This window comes from Amycolatopsis sp. NPDC004079 (genome assembly GCF_040610415.1).
Classification (GTDB): domain Bacteria; phylum Actinomycetota; class Actinomycetes; order Mycobacteriales; family Pseudonocardiaceae; genus Amycolatopsis; species Amycolatopsis halotolerans.
The window spans coordinates 15,616-39,011 of sequence record NZ_JBEXMH010000060.1; the positions used below are offsets into that span (position 1 = coordinate 15,616).

General features: G+C 70.0%; 23 protein-coding genes. 11 read left to right on the plus strand and 12 right to left on the minus strand.

Annotated features, from left to right (window positions below; all coding sequences use genetic code 11):
• Window positions 1-204 precede the first annotated feature (204 nt).
• Window positions 205-1,200, plus strand: a complete 996-nt coding sequence (locus ABZX37_RS39275; RefSeq protein WP_354748498.1) for an MsnO8 family LLM class oxidoreductase — start codon at window positions 205-207, stop codon at window positions 1,198-1,200.
• Here the strand turns inward: ABZX37_RS39275 and ABZX37_RS39280 are convergent.
• Both ABZX37_RS39280 and ABZX37_RS39285 read right to left on the minus strand, forming a co-directional pair.
• Complete coding sequence (locus ABZX37_RS39280) at window positions 1,197-1,853, minus strand: maleylpyruvate isomerase N-terminal domain-containing protein (RefSeq protein ID WP_354748433.1); 657 nt, start codon at window positions 1,851-1,853, stop codon at window positions 1,197-1,199. The genes ABZX37_RS39275 and ABZX37_RS39280 overlap by 4 nt on opposite strands.
• Before the next feature lie 41 nt (window positions 1,854-1,894).
• Window positions 1,895-3,487 (minus strand): helix-turn-helix domain-containing protein, encoded by a 1,593-nt coding sequence (locus ABZX37_RS39285; RefSeq protein ID WP_354748435.1) that lies wholly within the window; start codon window positions 3,485-3,487, stop codon window positions 1,895-1,897.
• Window positions 3,488-3,604: 117 nt separating this feature from the next.
• Here ABZX37_RS39285 and pruA point away from each other — a divergent pair, with 117 nt between their 5' ends.
• A complete protein-coding gene (gene pruA, locus ABZX37_RS39290) occupies window positions 3,605-5,242 on the plus strand; it encodes an L-glutamate gamma-semialdehyde dehydrogenase (RefSeq protein WP_354748437.1) in 1,638 nt (545 codons plus the stop codon).
• Between the two features lie 15 nt (window positions 5,243-5,257).
• Window positions 5,258-6,187 (plus strand): proline dehydrogenase family protein, encoded by a 930-nt coding sequence (locus tag ABZX37_RS39295; protein WP_354748439.1) that lies wholly within the window; start codon window positions 5,258-5,260, stop codon window positions 6,185-6,187.
• Between the two features lie 78 nt (window positions 6,188-6,265).
• Here ABZX37_RS39295 and trxA read toward each other — a convergent pair whose 3' ends face one another.
• The gene (gene trxA, locus ABZX37_RS39300; RefSeq protein ID WP_116205014.1) at window positions 6,266-6,637 is read right to left on the minus strand and encodes a thioredoxin; all 372 of its coding nucleotides are present in this window, start codon (window positions 6,635-6,637) and stop codon (window positions 6,266-6,268) included.
• Window positions 6,638-6,724: 87 nt separating this feature from the next.
• Here trxA and ABZX37_RS39305 point away from each other — a divergent pair, with 87 nt between their 5' ends.
• Window positions 6,725-6,964 carry a DUF2630 family protein gene (locus ABZX37_RS39305; RefSeq protein ID WP_182890496.1) on the plus strand — a complete coding sequence of 80 codons (240 nt, stop codon included), beginning with the start codon at window positions 6,725-6,727 and terminating at the stop codon, window positions 6,962-6,964.
• Window positions 6,965-7,037: 73 nt separating this feature from the next.
• Window positions 7,038-7,625, plus strand: a complete 588-nt coding sequence (locus ABZX37_RS39310) for a helix-turn-helix domain-containing protein (RefSeq protein WP_354748441.1) — start codon at window positions 7,038-7,040, stop codon at window positions 7,623-7,625.
• A gap of 353 nt (window positions 7,626-7,978) precedes the next feature.
• On the opposite strand, the gene ABZX37_RS39315 is transcribed toward ABZX37_RS39310, so the two are convergent.
• From ABZX37_RS39315 to ABZX37_RS39345, 7 genes are all read right to left on the minus strand, one after another.
• Window positions 7,979-9,547, minus strand: a complete 1,569-nt coding sequence (locus ABZX37_RS39315) for an alpha/beta hydrolase (RefSeq protein ID WP_354748443.1) — start codon at window positions 9,545-9,547, stop codon at window positions 7,979-7,981.
• Window positions 9,548-9,664: 117 nt separating this feature from the next.
• A complete protein-coding gene (locus ABZX37_RS39320; protein ID WP_354748445.1) occupies window positions 9,665-10,738 on the minus strand; it encodes an ATP-dependent DNA ligase in 1,074 nt (357 codons plus the stop codon).
• Between the two features lie 26 nt (window positions 10,739-10,764).
• Window positions 10,765-11,364 carry an alkaline shock response membrane anchor protein AmaP gene (locus ABZX37_RS39325; protein ID WP_354748447.1) on the minus strand — a complete coding sequence of 200 codons (600 nt, stop codon included), beginning with the start codon at window positions 11,362-11,364 and terminating at the stop codon, window positions 10,765-10,767.
• Window positions 11,364-11,897, minus strand: coding sequence for a DUF6286 domain-containing protein (locus ABZX37_RS39330; RefSeq protein ID WP_354748449.1), 534 nt, complete (start codon window positions 11,895-11,897; stop codon window positions 11,364-11,366). The genes ABZX37_RS39325 and ABZX37_RS39330 overlap by 1 nt, the downstream gene beginning before the upstream one ends.
• Complete coding sequence (locus ABZX37_RS39335; protein WP_344267437.1) at window positions 11,897-12,283, minus strand: Asp23/Gls24 family envelope stress response protein; 387 nt, start codon at window positions 12,281-12,283, stop codon at window positions 11,897-11,899. Before ABZX37_RS39335 ends, ABZX37_RS39330 begins: the two co-directional genes overlap by 1 nt.
• Window positions 12,280-12,456 carry a hypothetical protein gene (locus ABZX37_RS39340; RefSeq protein WP_009075692.1) on the minus strand — a complete coding sequence of 59 codons (177 nt, stop codon included), beginning with the start codon at window positions 12,454-12,456 and terminating at the stop codon, window positions 12,280-12,282. Before ABZX37_RS39340 ends, ABZX37_RS39335 begins: the two co-directional genes overlap by 4 nt.
• Window positions 12,457-12,785: 329 nt before the next feature.
• Entirely contained in the window at window positions 12,786-13,241 is a 456-nt protein-coding gene (locus tag ABZX37_RS39345; RefSeq protein ID WP_354748452.1) for an Asp23/Gls24 family envelope stress response protein, read from the minus strand.
• Between the two features lie 715 nt (window positions 13,242-13,956).
• Here ABZX37_RS39345 and zapE point away from each other — a divergent pair.
• Entirely contained in the window at window positions 13,957-15,000 is a 1,044-nt protein-coding gene (gene zapE, locus ABZX37_RS39350; RefSeq protein WP_354748454.1) for a cell division protein ZapE, read from the plus strand.
• On the opposite strand, the gene ABZX37_RS39355 is transcribed toward zapE, so the two are convergent.
• Window positions 14,942-15,523, minus strand: a complete 582-nt coding sequence (locus tag ABZX37_RS39355) for a phosphatase PAP2 family protein (protein WP_354748456.1) — start codon at window positions 15,521-15,523, stop codon at window positions 14,942-14,944. The two genes, zapE and ABZX37_RS39355, sit on opposite strands and share 59 nt — an antisense overlap.
• 77 nt (window positions 15,524-15,600) lie before the next feature.
• Between ABZX37_RS39355 and ABZX37_RS39360 the strand changes: the two genes are divergently transcribed.
• From ABZX37_RS39360 to ABZX37_RS39370, 3 genes are read left to right on the plus strand one after another with little or no spacing between them, the layout of a single operon-like run.
• Window positions 15,601-16,743: a serine hydrolase domain-containing protein gene (locus ABZX37_RS39360; RefSeq protein WP_354748458.1), complete on the plus strand. Its 1,143-nt coding sequence runs from the start codon at window positions 15,601-15,603 to the stop codon at window positions 16,741-16,743.
• 24 nt (window positions 16,744-16,767) lie between these two features.
• Window positions 16,768-17,118 carry an EF-Tu/IF-2/RF-3 family GTPase gene (locus tag ABZX37_RS39365; RefSeq protein WP_354748460.1) on the plus strand — a complete coding sequence of 117 codons (351 nt, stop codon included), beginning with the start codon at window positions 16,768-16,770 and terminating at the stop codon, window positions 17,116-17,118.
• A 51-nt stretch (window positions 17,119-17,169) separates the two neighbouring features.
• The gene (locus ABZX37_RS39370) at window positions 17,170-18,648 is read left to right on the plus strand and encodes a hypothetical protein (RefSeq protein ID WP_354748462.1); all 1,479 of its coding nucleotides are present in this window, start codon (window positions 17,170-17,172) and stop codon (window positions 18,646-18,648) included.
• 33 nt (window positions 18,649-18,681) lie between these two features.
• Here the strand turns inward: ABZX37_RS39370 and rocD are convergent, their stop codons facing one another.
• Window positions 18,682-19,920 (minus strand): ornithine--oxo-acid transaminase, encoded by a 1,239-nt coding sequence (gene rocD, locus ABZX37_RS39375; protein WP_354748464.1) that lies wholly within the window; start codon window positions 19,918-19,920, stop codon window positions 18,682-18,684.
• A gap of 184 nt (window positions 19,921-20,104) precedes the next feature.
• Between rocD and ABZX37_RS39380 the strand changes: the two genes are divergently transcribed.
• On the plus strand, window positions 20,105-20,959 hold the full coding sequence (locus ABZX37_RS39380; RefSeq protein ID WP_354748466.1) for a PPK2 family polyphosphate kinase: 855 nt from the start codon (window positions 20,105-20,107) through the stop codon (window positions 20,957-20,959).
• Window positions 20,960-20,980: 21 nt separating this feature from the next.
• Window positions 20,981-23,077, plus strand: coding sequence for a prolyl oligopeptidase family serine peptidase (locus ABZX37_RS39385; RefSeq protein ID WP_354748468.1), 2,097 nt, complete (start codon window positions 20,981-20,983; stop codon window positions 23,075-23,077).
• The last annotated feature ends 319 nt before the right edge of the window (window positions 23,078-23,396 follow it).

Consider the following 23,396-nt stretch of genomic DNA (forward strand, 5'->3'; position numbering starts at 1 on the left):
CCCAATGCGGCATTGGGGCGCATCGCGGCGGCGAGCGAGTGGCGGTGGTCCGTGAAGGGCTCCTTGAGGGAATCTGATTCCGTGAAGGAGCCCCTCACGGACTGCGGCGGGTCGTGAGGGGAACCCTGAGGGACTCAGAGTCCGTGAAGGTGGCCCTCACGGACGGTGGAGGGCGGGAATTCGGGCCGTGCGGAGGGCGTTGGCCTGAGCGTGGACGTTCCGATTTCCGTGCTGGACCGGTCGCCCGTGCGGCGAGGGCGGGGGACCGCGCAGGCGATCCGGGACACCGTCGCCTTCGCGCGTGACATCGAGGAGCTTGGCTACCACCGGTTTTGGGTCTCCGAACACCATGGAGTGCCTGGGGTCGCCGGGTCGTCGCCTGCGGTGCTCGCATCAGCCGTTGCCGCTGCGACTTCGCGTATCCGGGTCGGGTCCGGTGGCGTGATGTTGCCCAATCATCGGCCGCTCGTGGTTGCGGAGCAGTTCGGGATTCTGGAGTCCTTGTTCCCGGAGCGGGTCGACCTCGGGATCGGGCGCTCGGTCGGGTTCATCGAGCCGGTGCGGCGCGCGCTCGGGCAGGGCAAGGACGCGGCCGACGGCTTTGACGGCCAGGTTCGCGAGCTTCTCGCGTTCTTCCGTGGCGAGCACGACGGGGTGCACGCGATCCCGGCCGAGGGGTTGTCGGTGCCGGTGTTTCTGCTCGCGACTGGTGCGGGCGCGGACCTCGCCGCGGCGTTGGGGTTGCCCCTGGTGATCGCTCCTGCGCATGGTCAGCGTGCGATGGCGGAGGCGATTTCGCGGTACCGCGAAGCGTTCCGGTCCGATGTGGACGATCCCTATGTCGTCGTGTCGACAGCGGTCGCGGTGGCGGATACCGCGGCGGAGGCTCGGCGGCTGCTGGTGCCCGAGGCTTGGTCCACTGTGTACTCGCGCAGCCATGGCGTGTTCCCGCCGCTTTCGTCCGCGGACGAGATTTTGGCGTTGCCGATGACTGATCGGGAACGCCGTCGGCTCGACGACACGCTGGCTGGGCAGATCAGCGGCACTCCGGACGAGGTCGGCGCGCGTCTCGATGACCTGGTCACCGCGACTGGGGCGGACGAGTTGCTCATTAGCACCAGTACTTACGATCCGGCCGCGCGCGTCGAATCGTTTGCCGCGCTTGCTGAGTTGACTGCGGCGGAACGGCTTTCGGTCTAGCCGAGGACGATCGGCAACTTCTCCGCCAACGACCCCAGCGCTGCCTTTTCGGCGTCGGTTGCGGCGCGGCGGCCGGTCGCGATCAGGAGTGCGCTCCGGTCGTCCAGTGCCGACGGCAGGGGCGAACCCAGCGCGGTCTCCACCGTCCGGCGGGTCGCTGCCAGGCAGTCCGCGTCTGGACCGTCCACTCCGGACAGATGCAGGACCAGGTCCAGGTGGTGCAGCGTGGCCTCCACGACGTAGGTCTCGAAATAGTCCGCGACCGTCAGCACGTAGTCGCGGGTTTCGACCTTCGACGCCGGGTCCGCCAGTCTCGCGGCGCGTCCGGCTGCCTGGGCCAGGTCGTCGAAGTGGTGTGCCAGCCAGGCGGTGGTGCCGTAGCTGACCGCCGCGCGGCGGGTGAACAGGCCTTCTTCGTCCATGCCGGTCGGCAGGTCGGTGCCGATTTCCCAGTATTGGGCGGCGGTGTGCGTCGGCTCGCCTTCCGCGGGGGTCGCGAGCGTGATCAGGATGTCCTGCGCGTCGATGACCAGGTGGAACACCAGGTCCTGCACCACCCAGCCGGTGCAGCCCGACGGGGCCAGCCACTGCCCGCCTTCAAGCGATTTCACGGCGTTCTGAAGTGCGTTCCAGGAGCGGAAGAAGAGGTCCACGACGGCACTTTAGCGATCACGAACCTCCTCGGCATCCGGTTTTACAGCCGCAGCAACAACTCGGTGAGCAGCCGCTGAGCTGGATCAGTCAGGTCGATCCCGGACACCTCCGACGCCCGGCGCACCCGGTAGCGCACGGTGTTCGGGTGGATGTTGAGCGAGCGGGCGGCCGTGCGGACGTCGCCGAAAGCGTTCAGGTACGCCAGCACCGCGGGCACCAGAATGTCGCCGTGGTCGGCGTCGTGGGCACGCAGTTCAGCGAGCCGGGGATCGCGCAGGCGGGGCTGATCTCCTAAGTAGGACAACACTTCCGACAGCAGCACATCGGCCCGGACGTCGGCCAGCGACGCGACTTCGGACGGCCAATGACCGCGCGTCATCGCCATCAGCACTCGGTCGGCATCGCCGCGCGACAATGCCGCGTCGGACAGTCGCGGCACAATTCCGCCGAGTGCGGCGCGGACGGGTGCATCGAGGTGTTTTCGCGCTGCACCAACGATTTCCTTCGCCAACGCGAGCACGGGGGCATCCGAGTGTTCCGGCAGATCCGGGAGCAACGCGTACACCCGGCCGCCGAGGACGCTCACGAGGGCGGTCCGCCGGTAGGCCGCCGTGTGCACGGCGATCAGGTGCACCAGTTCGGCCCGGCGCAGCAACCGGTTCGAAGCGGCGGCGGACTCCTGGCGGGAGAGGGTGAACGCCAACACCTGCGCGGGGCGCGCCGGATCGGCGCCGATGTCGTCCGCGACAGATTCGGCGTCGACGCGTCCTTCCAATAGCCCGGCCAGCAAATCCTCGCGCAGCCGCAGTTGCGGATCGGGCAGGGTTCGGGCACGGATCAGTTGTGGGGCAAGCGTTCGGCTCGCGCCGAGCAGGGCGACCTCGGCTTGTTCGGTCAGCGGCTGCGCGCCTTCCTGCACCCAGATCGTGCCGAGCGGCTGCGACCCGGCGTGAATTCCGGCGGCGATGCGGCGGCGAATTCCCAGCTCCGGGCGTTCGTCCACGCGCACGATTCCTTCGCCGGCCCGCAACCGCTGGTAGACGCCCCATTCGCGGAGGATCGCGAGGTACCGTTCCGGTCCTTCACGGCCCAAGATCGACAACCGCCGCAGTTCGTCGACCTCGTCGCCGGCTCTTGAATACGCCAGCACGCGGCTCGCGGTGTCCTCAATGCTGACCAGGCCACCGGTGAGCGTCGCGACCGTCTGGGCCAGCGCGAACAGGTCGCCAAGCACCTCGCCGGTTTCCGCCTCGCCGCCCGCCCGGGCCGCGTCGACCACCCCGCGCGCTAGGGCCTCGACCTGCTCCCACCGGGCTTCCGCGCCGACCGTCAGCAGCGCGACGCCAGCGTCGGCCGCGACGTCCGTGCCGCCTTCGCCCTTCACCGCCACTGCGGCCGCTCCCGCGCGTCCGGCCGCCCGGATCGCCGCGGCCGCGGACCGGCCCCGCGCGCCGATCACCAGGACCAGGTCGCCGGGGTGGGGTTCGGGCGGGTCCTCGGGATCGAGGATCACCACGTCCTGCACCGGAACGCCCAGTCCGCGCGGCGCGACGAGCACCCGCACGAGCGGTTCGCCGAGGGTCGCGAGCACGTGCCGCAGCGAGGCGCCGGCGAAGGGCTCAGCGGTCGTCATCGCGTAGGCCGATCGGACAAAACCATATGGGCGATTCTAGCCGTTTGAACAAACCCTTGAACGCCGCGCAGCGTTATCTTTCGGGCAACCGACGAGTAAGCCAACGAGGGAGCCGCAGTGGACGCCGTGACCCAGACCCCCGCCCCGAAGAACGAGCCGGTGCTGACGTACGCACCGGGCAGCGCCGAGCGCGCCGAGCTGGAGGGTGCGCTGAAGAAACTGGGTCAGGCCGGTCCCGTCGACCTGACGGTCACCGTCGGCGGCGAGCAGCGCGCGGGCGGCGGCGAGAAGATCGACGTCGTCCAGCCGCACAACCACGGCCACGTCCTCGGCACCATCCAGAGCGCCACGAAGCAGGACGCGACTGACGCGATCGCCGCTGCCGCGAAGGCCGCTCCGGAGTGGCGCGCGCTGTCTTACGACGACCGTGCGGCCATCCTGCTGCGTGCCGCTGATCTGCTGACCGGCCCGTGGCGCGCGACGCTGAACGCGGCCACCATGCTCGGCCAGTCGAAGACCGCTACGCAGGCCGAGATCGACTCCGCGTGCGAGCTCGCCGACTTCTGGCGCTTCAACGTCGAGTTCGGCCGCAGCATCCTCGACCAGCAGCCGATCAGCTCGCCGGGCGTGTGGAACCGGATGGAGCACCGTCCGCTCGAGGGCTTCGTGTACGCGATCACGCCCTTCAACTTCACCGCCATCGCCGGCAACCTGCCCACCGCGCCCGCGCTGATGGGCAACACCGTGCTGTGGAAGCCGTCGCCGACGCAGAGCTTCGCCGCGCACCTGACCATGCGGCTGCTCGAAGAGGCAGGCATGCCGCCGGGCGTGATCAACCTGCTGCCGGGCGACGGCAAGGCCGTCTCCGAGGTCGCGCTGACGCACCGCGATCTGGCGGGTATCCACTTCACCGGCTCCACCGCGACCTTCCAGCACCTGTGGGGCACTGTCGGCGCGAACATCGCCGGCTACCGCAGCTACCCGCGTCTCGTCGGCGAGACCGGCGGCAAGGACTTCGTGCTCGCGCACCCGTCGGCGGACATCGACGTGCTTCGCACCGCGCTTGTCCGCGGCGCCTTCGAGTACCAGGGCCAGAAGTGCTCCGCCGCTTCGCGTGCGTACGTGCCGCGCAGTCTCTGGGAGCAGCTGAAGGACGGCCTTGCTTCCGAGACTGCCGCGCTCAGCTACGGCGACGTCACCGACCTGTCGCACTTCGGCGGTGCCGTGATCGACCGTCGCGCCTTCGACAAGCACGCTTCGCTCTTCGAGCGCGTTAAGAACGACAGCGAGGTCGAAATCCTCGTCGGCGGCACTGCGGACGACAGCGTCGGCTACTTCGTGCAGCCGACCGTTCTCGTGTCGACGAACCCGAAGCACGAAATCTTCAGCACTGAGTACTTCGGCCCGATCCTGTCGGTGTACGTGTACGAAGACCGGGATGACACTGCGTTCGACTCAGTTTTGCGCCTGGTCGACGAGACCGCTTCGTACGCCCTGACCGGCGCCGTGATCGCGAACGACCGCACGGCTGTCGCGAAGGCGTCTCAGGCGCTGCGGTTCGCCGCGGGCAACTTCTACGTCAACGACAAGCCGACCGGCGCTGTCGTCGGCCAGCAGCCGTTCGGCGGGGCGCGCGCCTCCGGCACGAACGACAAGGCCGGTTCGGTCTTCAACCTGCTCCGCTGGACGAGCCCCCGCTCGATCAAGGAGACGTTCGTGCCGCCGACCTCCGTGCGCTACCCGCACCAGGGCTGAGAAGGAGACACCGCCATGCTGCGTGCCCCGTTGCTCGCCGCCGCTCGTTCGCAGCGGATGCGTGCGCTGATCGAAGCGGTACCGGTCACCCGGTCCGTAGTGCGCCGGTTCGTGTCCGGCTCGGCTACCGCCGACGCCGTGCGCGCCGCACGGGAATTGGCCGCCGACGGCCGGAAGATCACCATCGACCACCTCGGCGAAGACACCACCGACGCCTCACAGGCCACCGCCACGGTGCAGGCGTACGAGGAGTTGCTGACGGCGCTGTCCGAACAGGGCCTCGCCAAGGGCGCGGATGTCTCGGTGAAGCTGTCCGCGGTCGGGCAGTTCCTGCCGGGCGACGGCGAAGGCGTCGCGCTCGAGAACGCGCGGAAGATCTGCGCGGCGGCCGACGCGGTCGGCGCGACGGTGACGCTCGACATGGAGGACCACACCACCACGGACTCGACGCTCGGCATCCTCCGCGAGCTGCGCGCCGAGTACCCGTGGGTGGGCGCGGTGCTGCAGGCCTACCTGCACCGCACCGAGCAGGACTGCCGCGAGCTGTCCGGTCCCGGGTCGCGCGTGCGGCTGTGCAAGGGCGCTTACGCCGAGCCGGAATCGGTGGCGTTCCAGGACAAGTCCGAAGTGGACAAGTCCTACGTGCGCTGCCTGCGCGTCCTGATGGAGGGCAAGGGCTACCCGATGGTGGCCTCGCACGACCCTCGGATGATCGCGATCGCTGGCAAGCTCGCGGCCGACGCCGGGCGCGCGACCGGCGACCACGAGTACCAGATGCTGTACGGCATCCGGCCCGAGGAGCAGAAGCGGCTCGCCGGCGAAGGCGAGACGATGCGCGTGTACGTGCCCTGCGGCGACGAGTGGTACGGCTACTTCATGCGGCGGCTGGCCGAGCGGCCGGCGAACCTCGCGTTCTTCCTGCGCGGGCTCGTCACCCGGTCCTGAATCACCGCGAAGGCCCGGCACCCTGGTGGGTGCCGGGCCTTCGTGTTTCCCCGGGTAGTGCGCCTGCGGTGGCTGGGCTCAGGCCTGCTCGGCTTCTTGCGCGGCGGCGGCCTTGCGCACCTCGTCCATGTCGACCTCGCGGGCCTGGCGGATGAGGTCCTCCAGCGCGGCTTCCGGAAGGGCTCCGGGCTGGGAGTAGATGAGGGTCTTGTCGCGGATCACGGCGAGCGTCGGGATCGAGCGGATGTTGAACGCCGCGGCGAGTTGCTGCTCGGCTTCGGTGTCCACCTTCGTGAAGGCGATGTCGCCGTGCTTTTCCGACGCCTTCTCGAACACCGGCGCGAACTGGCGGCACGGGCCGCACCAGCTTGCCCAGAAGTCGATCAGCACGAACTCGTTGTCGGTCACGGTCTGGTCGAAGTTGTCCGCCGTCAGTTCCACTGTGCTCATGGGTGGTTCAACGAACGAGCCGGGTGGGGAATTCCCCGGGGCGCGGTAGCGTCCTGGTGGGTGTCCGACGCTGTCTTGGAGGTTGATGTGGCTGACGGGATCTTGGGGCGGATCGACGAGCTGATCGCGGAGGAGAAGGAACTGCGCGACCGGGCGATCGGGGTCGGGTTGTCCTCGGACGACCGCGAGCGGTTGCGCCGGGCCGAAGAGGAGCTCGACCAGTGCTGGGACCTTCTGCGGCAGCGGCGGGCCCGCGTCGAGTTCGACGACGACCCCGACGAGGCTTCGGTGCGGTCGGTGGGCGAGGTCGAGGGGTACCGGCAGTAGCCCTCCGCCCGATTAAAAGCTAACTGTTAGCTTTTGGTAATCGGCCAGGTTTTGTGGCTGATAGCATCCGCGAATGACTGAGCCGTCCGGGCGGCGCGAGCGCAAGAAGGCTGCGACCCGCCAGAAGATCGCCGACACCGCGCTTCGGCTGTTCCTCGAGCGCGGGTACGACGAGGTGGGCATCCGGGACATCGCGGCCGAGGCCGATGTCGCGGTGACCACGGTCTTCTCGCACTTCGCCTCGAAGGAAGCGCTGGTCTTCGAGCAGGACTCGAACTTCGAGGAGAACCTCCGGGGAGCGGTCGAGGGGCGGGAGCCCGAAGAGCCGCTGATCCCGGCGTTGCGAGGCGAGATCCAGGCACTGGTGCGGCATTGCACGGCGGACAGCGTCGCGCCGGTCTGGCGGATGATCGACGGATCGCCCGCGCTGCGGGAGTACGAGGAATCGATGCGGCTGCGGCACGCGGAGTCGCTGGCGGCCGCGATGGCGGCCGATACCGGGCTCGGGCGGACTCCGACGGCGTGCCGCGCGATCGCCCGGTTCGTGGTCGACGCCTATTCGGTGGCCCGCGAGGCGGCTGATCCGGAGGCCGCGGTGGACGAGGTGTTCCGGATGATCGAGGCGGCTTGGGCGGCTGCCAGTCCTGCTGTGTCCCGTTAGGACGGTCGGGCTCTGGGGCGGCCTTGGCTTGCCGGGTTCCCGGCCGCGAGTGGCGGAATTTGGCGCGCTGCCGGGGTTTTCGGCACTCGCGGTGAGATCTGCGTTCTCGGGTGGGTGAGGTAATCCAGCCGCTTCGAGTGATGCGCCCTCGAACAAGTGTTCGAGATACTGGTGGGGTGTTCGAAACGACTTCGGCGGGGCAGCCCCGGTCCCGCCACCTCAGACCACAGCGGGGCGAACGACTCGGCCGGATGCTGCGCGTTGGATGGCGGCGCTGTCTCGGTCGGATGGCATCGCTCGGCAACTGCGTCGCGGCGGAAACCGCGCGGCACCGGCGGAAGAGCGATCGATCCCTAGGCTGGGCAGAGAGTGCCGTTGTCCGGGATCTTGCCGTCGATCAGGAAGGATTGCGCGGCGGATGTGACGCAGGGGGACTGGCCGACCGCGCCGTGCGCGACACCCTGCCAGGTGACAGTCACGGCGCTGGGCATCTGGTCCGCGGCCCGGGTGGTGCCGATCTGCGGCGTCACCGGGTCGGTGGCGGTGGCGGCCACGAGGATGGGCGGGGCGCCGGGCGCACCGGCGGGAGGCAGCGCCTCTCGGCGGACCGGCCAAGCGCCGCACCAGGCGAGTTCCTGAGCGACCGCCGCGCCGAATTGCGGGTATTTCGCGCGCATCGCCGCCGCGGCGCGGTCCAGCTGATCGGCGGGCAGCCGGGTGGTCGAGTCGTTGCAGCGGGTCGCGATGGTGCCGCCGATGCGCGACGTGCGTCCGCGGATGTCCGCGACGATCGGATTCGCGAAGCCGGCCAGTGCGGTGATGTCGCCGTTCTTCGCGGCGTTCAGCGCGTCGGCGAGAGCTGGCCAGTTCGAACGGTCGGCGAGTCCTTGGTACACCGCGTAGGTCGCCACGCCCGGGCTCATCGTCACGCCGTCGTCAGTGTCCACAGGGGACGTACGGAGCCGGTCGGTCACCGTCTTCAGCGCGGCTTTCGCATCGCCCATCGGGCAGTTGCGGGCGGCGCAGTCCGCGGAGAAGGCGTCGAACGTCGACTGGGCACCAGCGGCCACCGCGTCGAGCACGGCCGCTCGGTCAGCGCCCGGGTCCGGGATGCCGTCCAGCACCATGCGGCCCACCTGCGCCGGATAGCGCACGGCGTACTCCGAAAGCACCTTCGAACCGTCGCCGCGGCCGAGCGCGTTCAGCCGGTCCAGGCCCAGCTGTTTGCGCAGTTGGTCGAGGTCTCCGGCGGTGCGCCAGCTGTCCAGCGCGGTCTGCGCGGTGTCGAGATCGAGAGCGCACTGCTGGCCTGCTCGGCGGGCCGCGTCGAGCACCTCGCCGAGGCCGCCCTCGGCCGGGTCCGCGCCCAGCAGGTCGGAACGAACCTCCAGCGGCACGCACTGCACTCCGCCGGACAGCCCGGTGCCGCGCCGGTCCACGCCGATCAGCGAGAACTTCTTGAGGAACTCCGGCGGCAGTTTCGTCGCCAGGCGCGCGGCGAACAGCGACCCCGGCTCGCCGCCGATGTCGTTGACCACCACGAGCGGGATCGGGCCGTCGCCTGCCTTGAGCACGAGGACGCGGGCGAGCAGATGCTGCGAGTCGTCGGGCGCGTCGAGCGGGGAGGTCAGGCGCGCGCAGCTGACGTGCAGCGAATCGGGCAGCGCCGGAGCGGCCATCCGCTGCCGGGTGTCCGCGTCGCAGTTGGCCCACCGCACATTGGACTTCTTGGGCTCGGCCAGCGGCGGCAGCGGCACCGCGGCGGCGCTCGGGGGCGGCGCGGTGGTAGCGCGCCCGTCGTTGTCGATCACCGCGGGCCGCACGGAGGGCCCGCTGGTGCAGCCGGCCAGCAGGAGCACTCCCAGCGTCGCCGCCACCAGCCGGGCGCGCGAACGGGAACGGCTGGGGGAACGGCGGTGCACGGGCTGATCCTCACGTCTGCTCGGCGGAACTCTCGGACGAGCTTGGCACGCCTGGTGTGGGAAGCCAGTGAGCGGGTCCTGCGGCGTGTCCGGCTCGCGCCGGTCCGGGCGGCCCGGTCAGCGGGTCCGCACGACCTCGCCCCGGAACACCGCCGACAGGTCGTAGCGCGCCGGCTCGTCCAGCTGCGAGTAGCCGCACGACGACGGCTCCCGGTCCGGCCGCCAGCGCGCGAACTGGGCGGTGTGCCGGAAGCGCGACGGATAGCCGCCCTCCGTGTGCTCGTACGAAACCTCCACCACGCGCTCCAGCCGCAACGGCACCCACGGCTGTTCCTTCGACCGCCAGCGCGTGATGCCGCCCGGGATCCGCTGTCCCTCGCGGACCGCGTCGCCCAGCCACGGATGTCCTTCGCCGTCAGTGATCAGCGGGGCCAGCTCCTGCGCCAGCTCGCGGCGACGCGCGACCGGGAACGAACCGACCACGCCGACGTGGTGCAGCAGCCCGTTGTCGTCGTACAGGCCCAGCAGGAACGAGCCGACCACCTCGCCCGGTTCGCCGTCCACGTGCCAGCGCAGGCCCGCCAGCACGCAGTCCGCGGTGCGGGAATGCTTGTACTTGAACAGAACCCGCTTGCCCGGCGAGTACGGCTCGCCCAGCGGCTTGCCGATCACGCCGTCCAGCCCGGCTCCTTCGAACAGCTCGAACCAGTGCCGCGCGGTCTCCGGATCCGTCGTCGCCGGCGTCAGCGCGATGCCCGGGAGCGACTCGAGTCGTTCGCGGCGTGCCGAGAACGGCTCGTCCACAAACGACTCGTCGCCCAGCGCGAGCAGGTCGAAAGCCACGAACTGCGCGGGCGACTGCTCGGCGAGCAGCTGCACGCGGCTCTCCGCCGGGTGGATGCGCTCGGTCAGCGCGTCGAAATCGAGCTTGCCGTCGCGGGCCACCACGAGTTCGCCGTCGAGCACGACCCGCTCTGGCAAGGATTCCCGCAGCGCGGCGAGCACCTCCGGGAAGTACCGGTTCAGCGGCTTTTCCGCGCGCGACTGCAGGGTGATCTCGTCGCCGTCGCGGAAAATCAGGCAGCGGAACCCGTCCCACTTCGGCTCGAACAGCAGGCCGCCGGAATCGGGGATCGCTTTCGCCGGTTTCGCCAGCATGGGCTTGATCGGTGCCTGCACGGGGAGGGCCATGCGGGCATTCTGGGCGAAACGCGGGATCAGCGCACGCGTGCCGAGCCGGCCGTGTCGAGTTCGAGCCGCACCGCGGTCGGCAGCGTCTCGACGCCGAGCGATTCCCTGGCCCTGGTCAGCACGTACGAGTCGAGGTCTTCCCACACCCGCCGGACTTCCGTGCCCTCGGCCAGCCAGAGCGTGATCCGCAACGCCGGTTCAGCCACCGTGCCCACCGACCGGACCCGGGCCCGGGTGACCCCGTCAACGCTCTCCACATCCGTTTGCACGGCCCCGGCCAGTGCCCCGGCGGTGACGGTCAGCTCCGAGCCGATCGTCTCGTCGAGCTTCAGGTCCGGACGGCGTTCCGGGCGCAGCGAACGGAAAAACCACCACAGCCCGAACGCCAGCAGCAGCACTCCGAGCACGAGCGCGCCGATCCGCGCGTACAGCGCGTGGTCGCCAAGCCAGCCGACCGCGATCGGGTCGAGCACCGGGCGGTGCCCGCGGAACTGCCCGAGCCACCCCATGCCGACTACCAGCGCACCGGCACCAGCCAGCAGCCCGAGTACGCCGACCAGGGAGGTCAGCGTGCGCTCGGCACCGTGCGAACGACCTTGCGCGCGACGCGCCGCGGAAGCACTCATCACCGGTCCTTCGGAGAGTCGACGACCACAGACACCTTCGGGCGGCGCTGCAACGGGAGATCGTCCAGCACCCCGGAGACGGTCTCCAACAGTCGCGGCCGCAGCTGTTCCTCGTTTTCGAGACGGCTCGTCGCGCGCACGCGCACCCTGCGAGAGCTGGCGGTCACGGACGCGCCGCGCACGTTGTCCTCCGCGCGCACCGCCAGCCCGACCAACCGCGCGAGCGCCCGCGGCGAGGTGCTCACCGTGATGCCGTCGGCGGGATCGGTCATCCGCACCGCACGGTCGCCCGCACCGAGCGCCAGCAACAGAAGCACGAGCCCGGCGAGCACCGCGATCCCGGCGGCGATCCGCACCGGCGTGCTGGTCCAGTCCAGCTCGGCGATCGCGGTCTTCCACCGCGGCCACGGCACGAGCAGCGGCTCCTTGCCGGGCTGCCACCAGGCCCAGCCGACCTCGAGCGCCAGCAACGCGCCGCCGGCCGCGACGGCCAGACCGAGCAACGTGGACAGAAGACGGACGAGGACGCGCATCATCGCACCCTCGGCGGCACGTCCGGCAGCAGCGCGGTGACCGTCACCGCGACCGAACGCACGTGATAGGAGGTGATGCGTTCGACCTCTTCGACGACCTTGGCGCGCACCTGCCCGGTCACTTCCCGCACCGGGGCCGGATAGCGCAGCGCGAGATCGAGGGACAGCTCCACGTCGTTGTCCGATCCGCCGACCTTCGCGGACGCACCGGAAGTCCCGGTGCTGACGCCCGCGACGCGGCGCTCGGTGAACATCGTCCCGGGCACCTGGTCGGCGGCGTGCTGCGCGACCTTGCGCACCACGGCCTGGGCGATGGTCAGCGAACCGCGCTCGGCGGGCTCCGGAAGATCGCTGCGGGACGGCCCTGCCTCGACCGCCCTGGTCACTTGTCTCGGCCCTTCCCGAACAGGTCGCCGAGGTCGAGTTCGCCGTCGAGGACCCGGCCGACCACGAGCCCGATGATGCCGACCGCGAAGGTCACCAGAAAGGCGGTGAACCCCTGAGTGGCGGCCAGGCCGAGAATCAGCCCGGCGAGGATCCCGGTCTGCGTTGCGTTCAACGTGCGCCCTCCTGGGATTGCGTGCTGCGTTGGTTGTGCTGCCTGATCTGAGGTGCTGTGGTCCTTGGACTAGCAGTTGGTGCGGCTAGCGGTTCCGTGACTGGCACGACGGTGCGTTCGTGGCCGTCGCGGCGGCGGATTGCGCGGCGCTTCGGGATTCCGGAGCTGCCGCTAGGCCGTTCGTCCTGTCTAGCTGGCGTCGGCACACTGCGGTCCGAAGCGTTTCGGCTTCAGCGCCCGCAGCGCTGGCGCACCTGGGTCGCCAGGACCGACGAGGTATCGAGTCCGCGGGACAACCGGGCTGCGCCGACGCACTGGCGACTGACTGGTCACTCGACCCTGCTCGACTCGGGTTCGTCCTCCTCGCCGGGCAGGTGGATGTCGTTGACCGAGATGTTGACCTCGATCACCTCGAGCGCGGTGATCTGCTCGACCGCGGTGATGACGTTGCGCCGCACGTCGCGGGCGACCTCCGCGATGCGCGCGCCGTATTCGACGACGACGTCGAGGTCGATCGCGGCCTGCTTCTCGCCGACCTCCACGGAGACTCCCGCGGTGGAGGTCGCGGCCGAGCCCGGGATGCGGTCCCGGATGGCCCCGATCGCCCGCGAGACCCCGCCGCCGAGCGCGTGCACGCCGGCGACCTCGCGCGCCGAAAGCGCCGCGATCTTCTGCACGACCAGCGACGAAATCGTGGTGCGCCCAGCGGTGTCCGTCTGCTCGACCGAAGTCAGCGCGGCAGACGGAACAGCGGTCGGCACATCGGGCCGGTTCGGGGTCGGCATGGTTCCTCGCTCCCTGTATGCGGACATAGCGCGTCCAGTGTCACCGCGAGCGGCCCGCGGCGCCGGAGACGTGCTCGCTGAAAGGATCTCCCGACCGGGCGAAAACTCACGCGGCATCCCTCGAATGGGTGAGTTGGCAAGCGGCCAGCGAGGCTGCGGCCGAACTTCCGTCCTGCGATGGCGGCGGTGGCTCGCCGGGCTCACCGCACTGCGCTCGGGCCTTCGGGTGCAGACGGGGCGGCCTGAAGACGGCGCTTGGCGCGGACGGGACAGCCAGGAGATGACTCGCGGCGAAGAAGCGCACCGCCAGGCGACGAAGCGCAGCCAGGCGACGACTCGTAGGGCCAGTTCGGCTCGGCATGGCGCTAGTGCGGCCTCGGCCAGAGGCCGTCGCTGACGGCAGGTCGACGGTGCGCACCGTCGGCAATCCGCGCGGCTATGCGGCGGACTCGACCGGCGGTCAGCGGGTCCGAGCCGCCTTGCGATGGCTGCCTGGCGGCAATGCTGCTGATTCGCGCGCCGATGGCCGACCTCGCTCGGCCCGGTTCGCCAGGTGCGTCGGGCCAGCTACGCGGCCCGGTGACAGTCACCACACGAACCCCGTCTTGCCCGCCCCGTCCCCGGCCAAAAGTGGCTCCGACCGGGGGATTTGCCGTGTCCGGCGACGTCCAGGCGAGCCGAGCCCGCCGGAACGGGCCGGATAGGCTCCTCCACCATGCCCGCAGCTGCGCTGACCGACCGGTTTCCCGAGCTTGGGGCCGACGAGCTGATCGCGTCCCTCGTGCCGCCGCCGCGGTTTGGCGAGGCTCGGTTTTCCACTTACCTTCCCAACCCGGACGAGCCCAGCCAGGCGGCCGCGGTCGAGGCGTGTTCTGCGTTCGCTTCGCGGATCGGCGCGGCGAAAGCCAAGAAGTCGCGGCTGCGGTCGTTGTTCGGCGGCGGGGCGGCGATTCCGGACGGGCCGATGGGGCTCTACCTCGACGGCGGGTTCGGCGTCGGCAAGACCCACCTCCTCGCCTCGACCTGGCACGAGACTCCGGGGCCCAAGGCGTACGGGACGTTCGTCGAGCTGACTCACCTCGTCGGCGCGCTGGGGTTCGCCAACGCGGTCGCGCGGCTGTCCGAGCATCGGCTGCTGGCGATCGACGAGTTCGAACTCGACGATCCCGGCGACACCACGCTGGTCAGCCGGTTGCTGCAGGAACTTACCGACGCGGGCGTCTACGTCGCGGCGACCTCCAACACGTTGCCGGACAAGCTCGGCGAGGGGCGCTTCGCGGCGGAGGACTTCCTGCGCGAGATCCAGGCGTTGTCGCGGCGGTTCGGCGTCGTGCGGGTCGACGGGCCGGACTACCGGCACCGCGGGCTGCCGGACGCGCCGCCGCCGGTCGGTGACGACGAGATCGACGCCTCGGCGGCCGCGCACGAAGGGTCCACTGTGGACGAATTCAGTGCGCTGATGACGCATCTCGAGCGGCTGCATCCCTCGCGGTACGGGAAGCTGCTCGCCGGGGTGCGGCGGGTGCACCTCAAGCACGTGACGCCGGTGCCGGACCAGATGGTCGGGCTTCGGCTGGTCGCGCTGGCGGACCGGCTGTACGACCGGGCGATCCCGGTGGTCGTGTCCGGCGTGCCGCTGCCCGAGCTGTTCGGCGAGGAGATGCTGAACGGCGGCTACCGCAAGAAGTACCTGCGCGCGATCAGCCGGTTGACGGCTCTGGCGCGCGACGCGGTGACAGCGCCGCCCGCAGCGCGGTGACCACTGCGGCGGCGAAGCAGACGCCGCCGGCGATGTCCGTCAGGTAGTGGTAGCCGAGGCCGATCATGCCGACGGCGGCACAAGCGACCAGTAGCGCGCCCACTGCGACGGCGATCGCCTTGAAGCGGACTAGCAGCACCACCACAGTGAGTACGGCCACCAGGCTGACGGTGTGGCCGCTCGGGTAGACGAGCGTGCCGCCTTTCCAGCGGTCGAAGACGGGTTTCAGCGCCCAGCTGTTGAGGGCGATGGCGATGAACGGGCCTGCTACAGCGAGCAGAGCGTCGCGTCGAGAGCGTTGGTAGAGGCAGATTCCGGCGATGACGGCGACGGCGGGAATGAGCACGTACGGCTCGGTGGGCAGCACGAGCGCGTTGAGCAAGCCCGGGCTCAGCGTTGAGGCGGACCTGTCGGCCCATTGGTCCACAGTGCCCGGTGCGTAGGGCGCGACGAGCAGTCCCAGCACAAGCGTCGCGAGTGCGCAGAGCGCGGCGAAGAGCGCGAGAGTCCGCCTAGCGGTCACGAAGCGAAGCCTAGTCACATTCACGGCGGCGCGCGGGTCCTCCTTTCGACAACTGGCGATCGGAGGGACAAGAACTGATGGGGGACATCGAAATCCAGGGGACTGTCGCGGACGGCTTCGAGACGGTCCGCGACGAGTTCGCCGCGGCGGCCGAGGCGAGTGCGGGCGTGCAGTTGGCGGTCCGCGTGCGCGGGCGGCTGGTGGTCGATCTTTGGGCGGGTGACGTCACGGGCGAGACCCTGACTGGCGTGTACTCCTCGACCAAGGGCGCGACGACGCTGGTGGTGGCGCTGCTCGTGCAGGACGGCGTTCTTGACCTGGACGAGCCGGTCGCGCGCCACTGGCCGGAGTTCGCTGGCGCGGGCAAGGGCGGGATCACGGTGCGAGACGTGCTGAGCCACCGTTCCGGTGTGATCGGGGTGGACGGTGGTTTCTCAGCTGAGGACCTTGCGGACGATCAGGTGATTGCTCGAAGGTTGGCTGGGCAGCGGCCGTTCTGGCGGCCGGGATCTGCGTACGGCTACAGCGGATTCGCCGGGTTCTCGATTGTTGCCGAGGTGGTCCGGCGGGTCACCGGGCAGTCGGTCCAGGAGCACTTCGCGGAGAGGGTGCGCGAGCCGTACGGACTCGACTTGTACCTCGGGCTGCCTGAGCGGGAAGAACACCGGTACCGCGAGGTGCTGGCGGGGGAGGCGAGTGCGGAGGAACTGGCGGCGTTCCAGGCGTACGTTCCGGGACCGCACAGTCTGGGCGGCATCGGCTACGGGCTCGACTCGACGCCGCCGCTCGATCAGGTGGCGTTCGTCAACGCTCGGCGGGTGCGGGCGCTGGGCCAGGTTTCCGCTGGCGGGGTCGGCAGCGCGCGGGCTGGCCGGGTTGTACGCGGCTGCCGTGTCCGGTTTGGACGGACGGCCGCCGCTGCTCGAACCCGGCACGCTCGGCGAGTTCGCCATGCTCCATTCGACCGGCCGCGACCTGGTGACCGGCGACGCGGGCCAGTACGCGCTCGGGTTTCAGGCGAAGGGGCTGCGGTACCCGTTCCTCAGCGCGAATGCGTTCGGGCACAACGGATCCGCCGGTTCCGAGTCCTTCGTGGACCCGCGCAGCGGCATCGCTTTCGGGTACACGCGGCGGCAGTTCTCCGCGACCTGGTCCTATCCGGAACACGACCAGCTGGCCGCGGCGGTCCACACGGCGGCCAGCCGGTGAAAGCCGGGTAACCGCCGTGATGCGATGCTTGTCCCATGTCGCTGTTCTCGCGCCGTCCGGCTGAAACCCCGTCCGGCCCGTTCCGCTTCCGGATCTCCGAGATCTACCAGATCCCGACGCGCGGAGTCGTGGTCACCGGCACGGTCGTCGACGGCACCGTCCAGGTCGGCGCGAACGCGGTGGTTCAGCTGCCCGGCGGTGCCCGCGAGGTCGTGGTGACGAGGATCGAGACCGCGCGCCGCAAGCGGCAGTCCGCGGAAGCCGGCGCCGAGGCCGGGCTTTATCTGTCCGGCCTCGGCACCGGCGACATCCCCACGGTGCCGGGCGGCGACGGGCAGCAGCAGGACAACACCGGGCTGAGCGGCGTCGAGGTGACGTCGGCCTGAATGGGCACCCCGTCTGGTGGCTTCGCGCGGAGTGCAGTAAACACACCAATTGTGCTCAATTCACCAGAACCGCGGCGGTCTCCGGCGATCCGGCTGATCCGGTTCCTGCGGCTGGTGTACGCGCTGCCGCTCGGGCTCGCGATCGCGGGCATCGTCGGCGGGTTCGTCCTCGGCTACGGCTGGTACCTCGCGGCCGCATCGATCGGTCTCGGGCTCACCATCCTGGTGCTGACGCTCGGCAGCACCGCCCGCTCGCTGCGCGGGACCGCCTCTCCGCAGGGCATGCGCTTCGTCCAGCAGCACGGCGACCGCGCGCTCGCCAAGATCGAGCACCTGAAAACGACCGGGACGCAGATCAACGACGCCTACGTCACCGAACTGAAGCTCGTCGTCGCGCCGCCGAATGAGACCGCGTATCGGGCGCCCGCCCGGGAGCTGATCCATCCGCTCCGTTCCGCCGCGTATCAGCCGGGCACGGTCGTCGTGGTCAAGCACAGTCCGCGGTATCCCGGTGTCGTCGTGGTGGACGCCGACCCGCCGCGAGAGTGGGCTGACCGGCCGTGGCAGGTCGGCGTCGTCGGCGCGGACCGGACGCCGGAACCCGAAGCGCGGCTAGGGAATGCTGTCGGACGGCTGGCGATGACAGCAGTGAGCACGCTCGTCATCGCGTCGGCGTTGCTGGTGCCGATCCGCGACGACGTCCTCGGCCAGCTGCTCTCCCCGCCGGACCTGTTCACTGCGGACGATTTGCGTACTGCCGTGGCGAAACTGTCCGCTGAGAGCGAGCGTTTCGAAGACCTGACAGTGGAATCGGACCAGGTGCGCGCCACAATTCCCGGTGCGTATCTCAGCTATCGCGGCGGTACGGTCAAACGCGACTCAAGCAGCACCAGCGCGCGGGAGAAGCAGTTCGCCGCGAGCGAGGTCAATTTCGCTGCGATACCCGGCCTCGTCGCGAGGTTCGGGGGAGACCCGGCGGACGCGCGCGTGCGCATCAGCCGCGAGGACGTCGGGATCACGATGACCGTCCGGTCGGGCAAGGACAGCAACCGCGAGCTGGTCGCGGACGCGAAGGGCGTCCCGGCGCTCACCGCGGATGCGTTCACCGAGAACGGTTTCCGGGAGGTCGCCGCACTGCTGACCAAGTCGAGCGGCCGTCCGCAAGCGTACGAAGCGATCATCCGTACCGACCACGTCGAGTTCCAGGTACCCGGCCCTGGCCCGGGTACTTCGGACGACTACGACTGGCATCGCGGACGTCTCGTCGAGCACCGGCCCTCGCCGATCCAGCCGGATCCGGGCGCGCCGCTGTTCGCGTTGTCGGAGCTGTCCCCGAAGGCGCTGCCCGCGATTCTCGCGAAGGTGGACGAGCGCATGCCCGGCTTCCCGCGCGACAAGGTTTCGGTGGCGCTGCGGGAGAACGACGGCACGTGGAGCCTCAGCACGTCCGTCCAGGACGAGTACGGCCGCGGCATCGACGTGACCGCCTCGCCGGACGGATCGACGGTCGCGGTGATGCCCACCCGGTGACCGCCGCCCGGAAAACGGCGGTCACCGGGCAAGTCAGCCGCGCACGACCTGAGCGATCGCGTCGATGCCGCGGTCCAGTTCGGCCTCGGTGATCACCAGCGGCGGCGCGACGCGCAGCGTGCGGTCGTGCGTTTCCTTGCACAGCACGCCCAACCCGGCCAACGCCTCGGATGCCGCGCGCCCGGACGGACCGTCCGGCGCGATGTCGACGCCCGCCCACAGGCCGCGCCCGCGCACCTCCGAAACGCCGTCGCCGACCAGCTTCGCCAGCCGCTCGTGCAGGTGTGCGCCAAGCTCGGTGGACCGCTTCTGGTACTCGCCGGTCTGCAGCATCCGCACCACGGCGCGGCCGACGGCACAAGCCAGCGGGTTGCCGCCGAAGGTCGAGCCGTGTTCGCCCGGCTTCAGCACACCCAGGACGGCACGGCTGCCGACCACTGCGGACACCGGGACGATGCCGCCGCCGAGGGCCTTGCCCAGCGTGTACAGGTCTGCGCGGACGCCTTCGTGCTCCAGCGCCAGCACGGTGCCGGTGCGTGCGAGACCGGACTGGATCTCGTCGGCGATCATCAGCACGTTGTTCTCGTCGCACAGCCGTCGTACCGCGGCGAAGAACCCTTCAGGCGGCACGACGACGCCTGCCTCGCCCTGGATCGGCTCCATCAGCACTGCTGCGGTGCGCGGCGTGATGGCCGCCTTCAACGCTTCAGCGTCGCCGTACGGCACCTGGACGAAGCCCGGTGTGAAAGGCCCGTAGTCGGCGCGCGCGGTTTCGTCGTCGGAGAACGAGACGATGGTGGTGGTGCGGCCATGGAAGTTCGACGCCGCGACCACGATTTCCGCCGTGCCCGCCGGAACGCCCTTGACCTGGTACGCCCACTTGCGCGCGACCTTCACCGCGGACTCCACGGCCTCGGCCCCGGAGTTCATCGGCAGCACCATCTCGGTGCCGGTCAGCTCGGCCAGCTCGCGGCAGAACAGGCCCAGCTGGTCGTGGTGGAACGCGCGGGAGGTGAGCGTGACGCGGCCCAGTTGCTCGGTCGCGGCGGCGATCAGCTCGGGGTTGCGGTGGCCGAAGTTGAGCGCGGAGTAGCCGGCCAGGAAGTCCAGATAGGACTTGCCGGCCACGTCGGTCACCGAAGCGCCCTCGGCTTCGGCGATCACGACCGGCAGCGGATGGTAGTTGTGCGTGCTCCATTGCTCGTCGAGCGCGATGAAGCCGTCGGAGGAGGTGGGACGCGCGGTGCCGGCAGGCTGGACGGACGCTGTCATGCGTTCAGGCTAGAGCCCGTTCGCGGGGAGTTCAGCCGGGAAACGTTGCTTTCCCCCGTCGTTCGTTGCGCAATCGAGGGGTCTGCCCGGCGATTCGCTGCGCGGCTCGCTCGACCGGATGACACCCGACCGCACCGGCGGAGAAGTCCCCGGGATCGGCGGCCGGTGCGGTTATCGTCCCGAGATGGCGAAGAAGCAGGAGAACGGAAACCGGGTCCGCGACGTGCTCCGGGCGGGCGACGAGCTGCCGGACCCGGCTTCGTCGCCCGTGGGGCCGGAGAAGAAGGCGAAGGGCGGCAAGAAACTCGAGTCCGCGGGGGAACAGCTCGCCGGGTTGCAGGAAGCGCTGTACGCGGAGGGGATCGGCGGCGGTGCGCGCAGCGTGCTGTTGGTGTTGCAGGGCATGGACACGTCCGGCAAGGGCGGCACCGTCGGCCACGTGCTCGGCCTGGTGAACCCGATGGGCGTGCAGTACTCCGGGTTCAAGAAGCCGACGGCCGCCGAGCGCAAGCACGATTTCCTGTGGCGCATCCGCAAGAAGCTCCCGACGCCGGGTCATCTCGGCGTGTTCGACCGCTCGCACTACGAGGACATCCTGGTGCCGCGAGTCCTCGGACAGCTCCCCGCCGCTGAGCGACGGCAGCGCTACACGCAGATCAACGCGTTCGAGAAGGAGCTGACCGACAGCGGCACCGCCGTCGTGAAGGTGTTCCTGCACATCTCGCCGGAGGAACAGCTCAACCGGCTCACCGCGCGGCTGGACCGTCCGGAGAAGCGGTGGAAGTTCGACCCGTCGGACATCGAGGCGCGCCGCCAGTGGCCTGCCTACCAGAAGGCGTACGCCGACGTGTTGAAGCGCACGTCGACCGAGCACGCTCCCTGGTACGTGGTGCCCGCGGACCGCAAGTGGTACCGGAACTGGGCGGTCGCCGAGCTGCTGGTCGAGACGCTGACCGAGATGGACCCGCAGTTCCCGGAGCCGGCCTACGACGTCGACGAGCAGCGGGCCGCGCTGCAGGGTGTTGGCGTGCCCGGCTGATGATCTGAAAGAGTGCTGGTCGTGACCGATTTCGCACTCGACGACGTTCCGTTCCTCCGCCAGCAGGCCCGCACCCAGCGGTTCACTCTCGGCGCGCCCAAGCAGTTCCGGGTCGCCCCGGACGGTTCGCGGGTGCTGTTCCTGCGCAGCGCCACCGGCACCGATCCGCGGCACAGCCTGTGGTCGTTCGACCTCGCGACCGGCGAGGAGACGAAGCTGATCGACGCCGCCGAGCTGGTGTCCGGCGACGAGGACCTGCCGCCGGAGGAGCGGGCGCGCCGCGAACGGGCCCGCGAGACCGGCGGCGGCGTGGTGGCCTTCGGCGTCGACGACGCGTTCACCGTCGTCACCTTCACCCTGTCGGGGAAGCTCTACACACTCGACCTCGCGAGCGGCGAGACGCGCATCCTGGTCGACGGGTCCGTCATCGACCCGCGGCCGAACCCGACCGGCACGCACGTCGCGTACGTGCGCGAGCGTCGGCTTCGCGTGATCGAGTTGGCGACCGGCGAGGACCGCGTGCTCGTCGGCGAGGACGACGAGGACGTCACCTGGGGCCTCGCGGAGTTCATCGCGGGCGAGGAGATGGACCGCACGCGCGGCTACTGGTGGGCGCCGGACGGGCGCAGCGTGATCGTGGAGCGCGCGGACCGCGGGCCGGTGCCGCGCTGGACGATCGGCGACCCGGCGAACCCGCAGCAGCCGGCGAACGTCGTGGCCTATCCGTCGGCTGGTTCGCCGAACGCCGAGGTGTCGCTGGCCGTGCTGGATCTCGACGGCAACCGCGTCGATGTGGCACAAGGCGACTGGGAGTACCTGGTCACCGTGCACTGGTCGGCGGGCGGCAAGCCGCTGCTGGCCGTGCAGCCGCGAGACCAGAAGCAGCTCACCGTGCTCGCGCTGGACCCGGCCGACGGCTCGGTCGCCGAGGTGCACACCGAGACCGACGAGCACTGGGTCGAGATCTTCCAGGGCGTGCCCGCGTGGACGGCGGACGGCAAGCTGGTGGTGGAAAGCGCGGCTGACGGCGATCACCGGCTCCTCGTGGACGGCAAGCCGGTCACGCCGCCGGGGATGCAGCTGCGGATGGTGTTGCACGTCGGCGATGAAATTCTGTTCACCGCTTCGGAAACCGACCCGACGCAGATCCACCTGTACCGCACCGAAGGCGATACGGTGAGCCGTCTGTCCACAACGGACGGTGTGCATGTCGGTTCGGGCAGCGCGGCGCTCACGGTGCTTTCCTCGTGGAGTCTCGACCACAGCGGACCGAAGGTGACCGTGCTGCGGGACGGCATCGAGGTGGGTTCGATCGAATCGTCCACTGTGGACCCGGAGATCGTGCCGAACCTGACCTGGCTGACGCTCGGCGAGCGCCAGCTGCGCGGGGCTCTGGTGCTGCCGCGCGGATACGAGCCGGACGAGGGCAAGCTGCCGGTGCTGCTCGACCCGTACGGCGGACCGCACGCGCAGCGGGTTCTCCAGAGCCGCAACGCTTTCCTGACCCCGCAGTGGCTCGCCGACCAGGGCTTCGCCGTACTGGTCGTGGACGGTCGCGGGTCGCCCGGCCGCGGACCGGCGTGGGAGAAGGAGATCGCCGGCAAGCTCGCCGACGTCACGCTGGCCGACCAGGTCGACGCCCTGCACGCGGCCGCCGAGGCGTACCCCGAGCTGGACCTGGAGCGGGTCGCGATCCGCGGCTGGTCCTACGGCGGCTACCTGTCCGCGCTCGCCGTGCTGCGGCGCCCGGACGTCTTCCACGCGGCGGTCGCGGGCGCACCGGTCACCGACTGGTCGCTGTACGACACCCACTACACCGAGCGCTACCTCGGAAAGCCGGACGACGAACCGGAAAGCTACGAGCACAACTCGCTCATCGCGGGCGCCGGTTCGCTCGAGCGGGCGCTGCTGATCGTGCACGGTTTGGCTGACGACAATGTTTTTCCGGCGCATGCGCTTCGGCTCTCGTCGGCCCTGTTGGCGAAGGGGCGTGCGCACGGATTCTTGCCGCTCGCTGGTGCGACGCACATGACTCCGCAGGCTGAGGAGGTTGCGGAGAACCTGATGCGGACGCAGGTCGAGTGGATTCACGGGGAATTGGCTGGTCTGGCTTCGTAGTCGCGGCTGTGTCTGATTGCGCCGGCTTCGCCGACGCGATCCCGCGTTTCGGTCCAGTTGGAATCGCTCTCGACTCAAGTCGGCGGTTGTTTCGGGCTGGTCTGAAGCGCTGAAATCTTAGGAAGCGGCTGGTGCTCCTTCGCGGGGGCACTGGCCGTTTTTGTGCGGTGAATGGGGCTGGGCGGGTCCTGGTGTGCTGCGGCGTTCGGGGGCGACGCGTGGGGGCGGTTTGCCCAGCATGCTGGGCACGGGGGCGGCCCCGGTCGCGGGACGTCGGTGGGTATCCGTATTGTTGCGCAGGGTAAGGCAAGGTTACCCT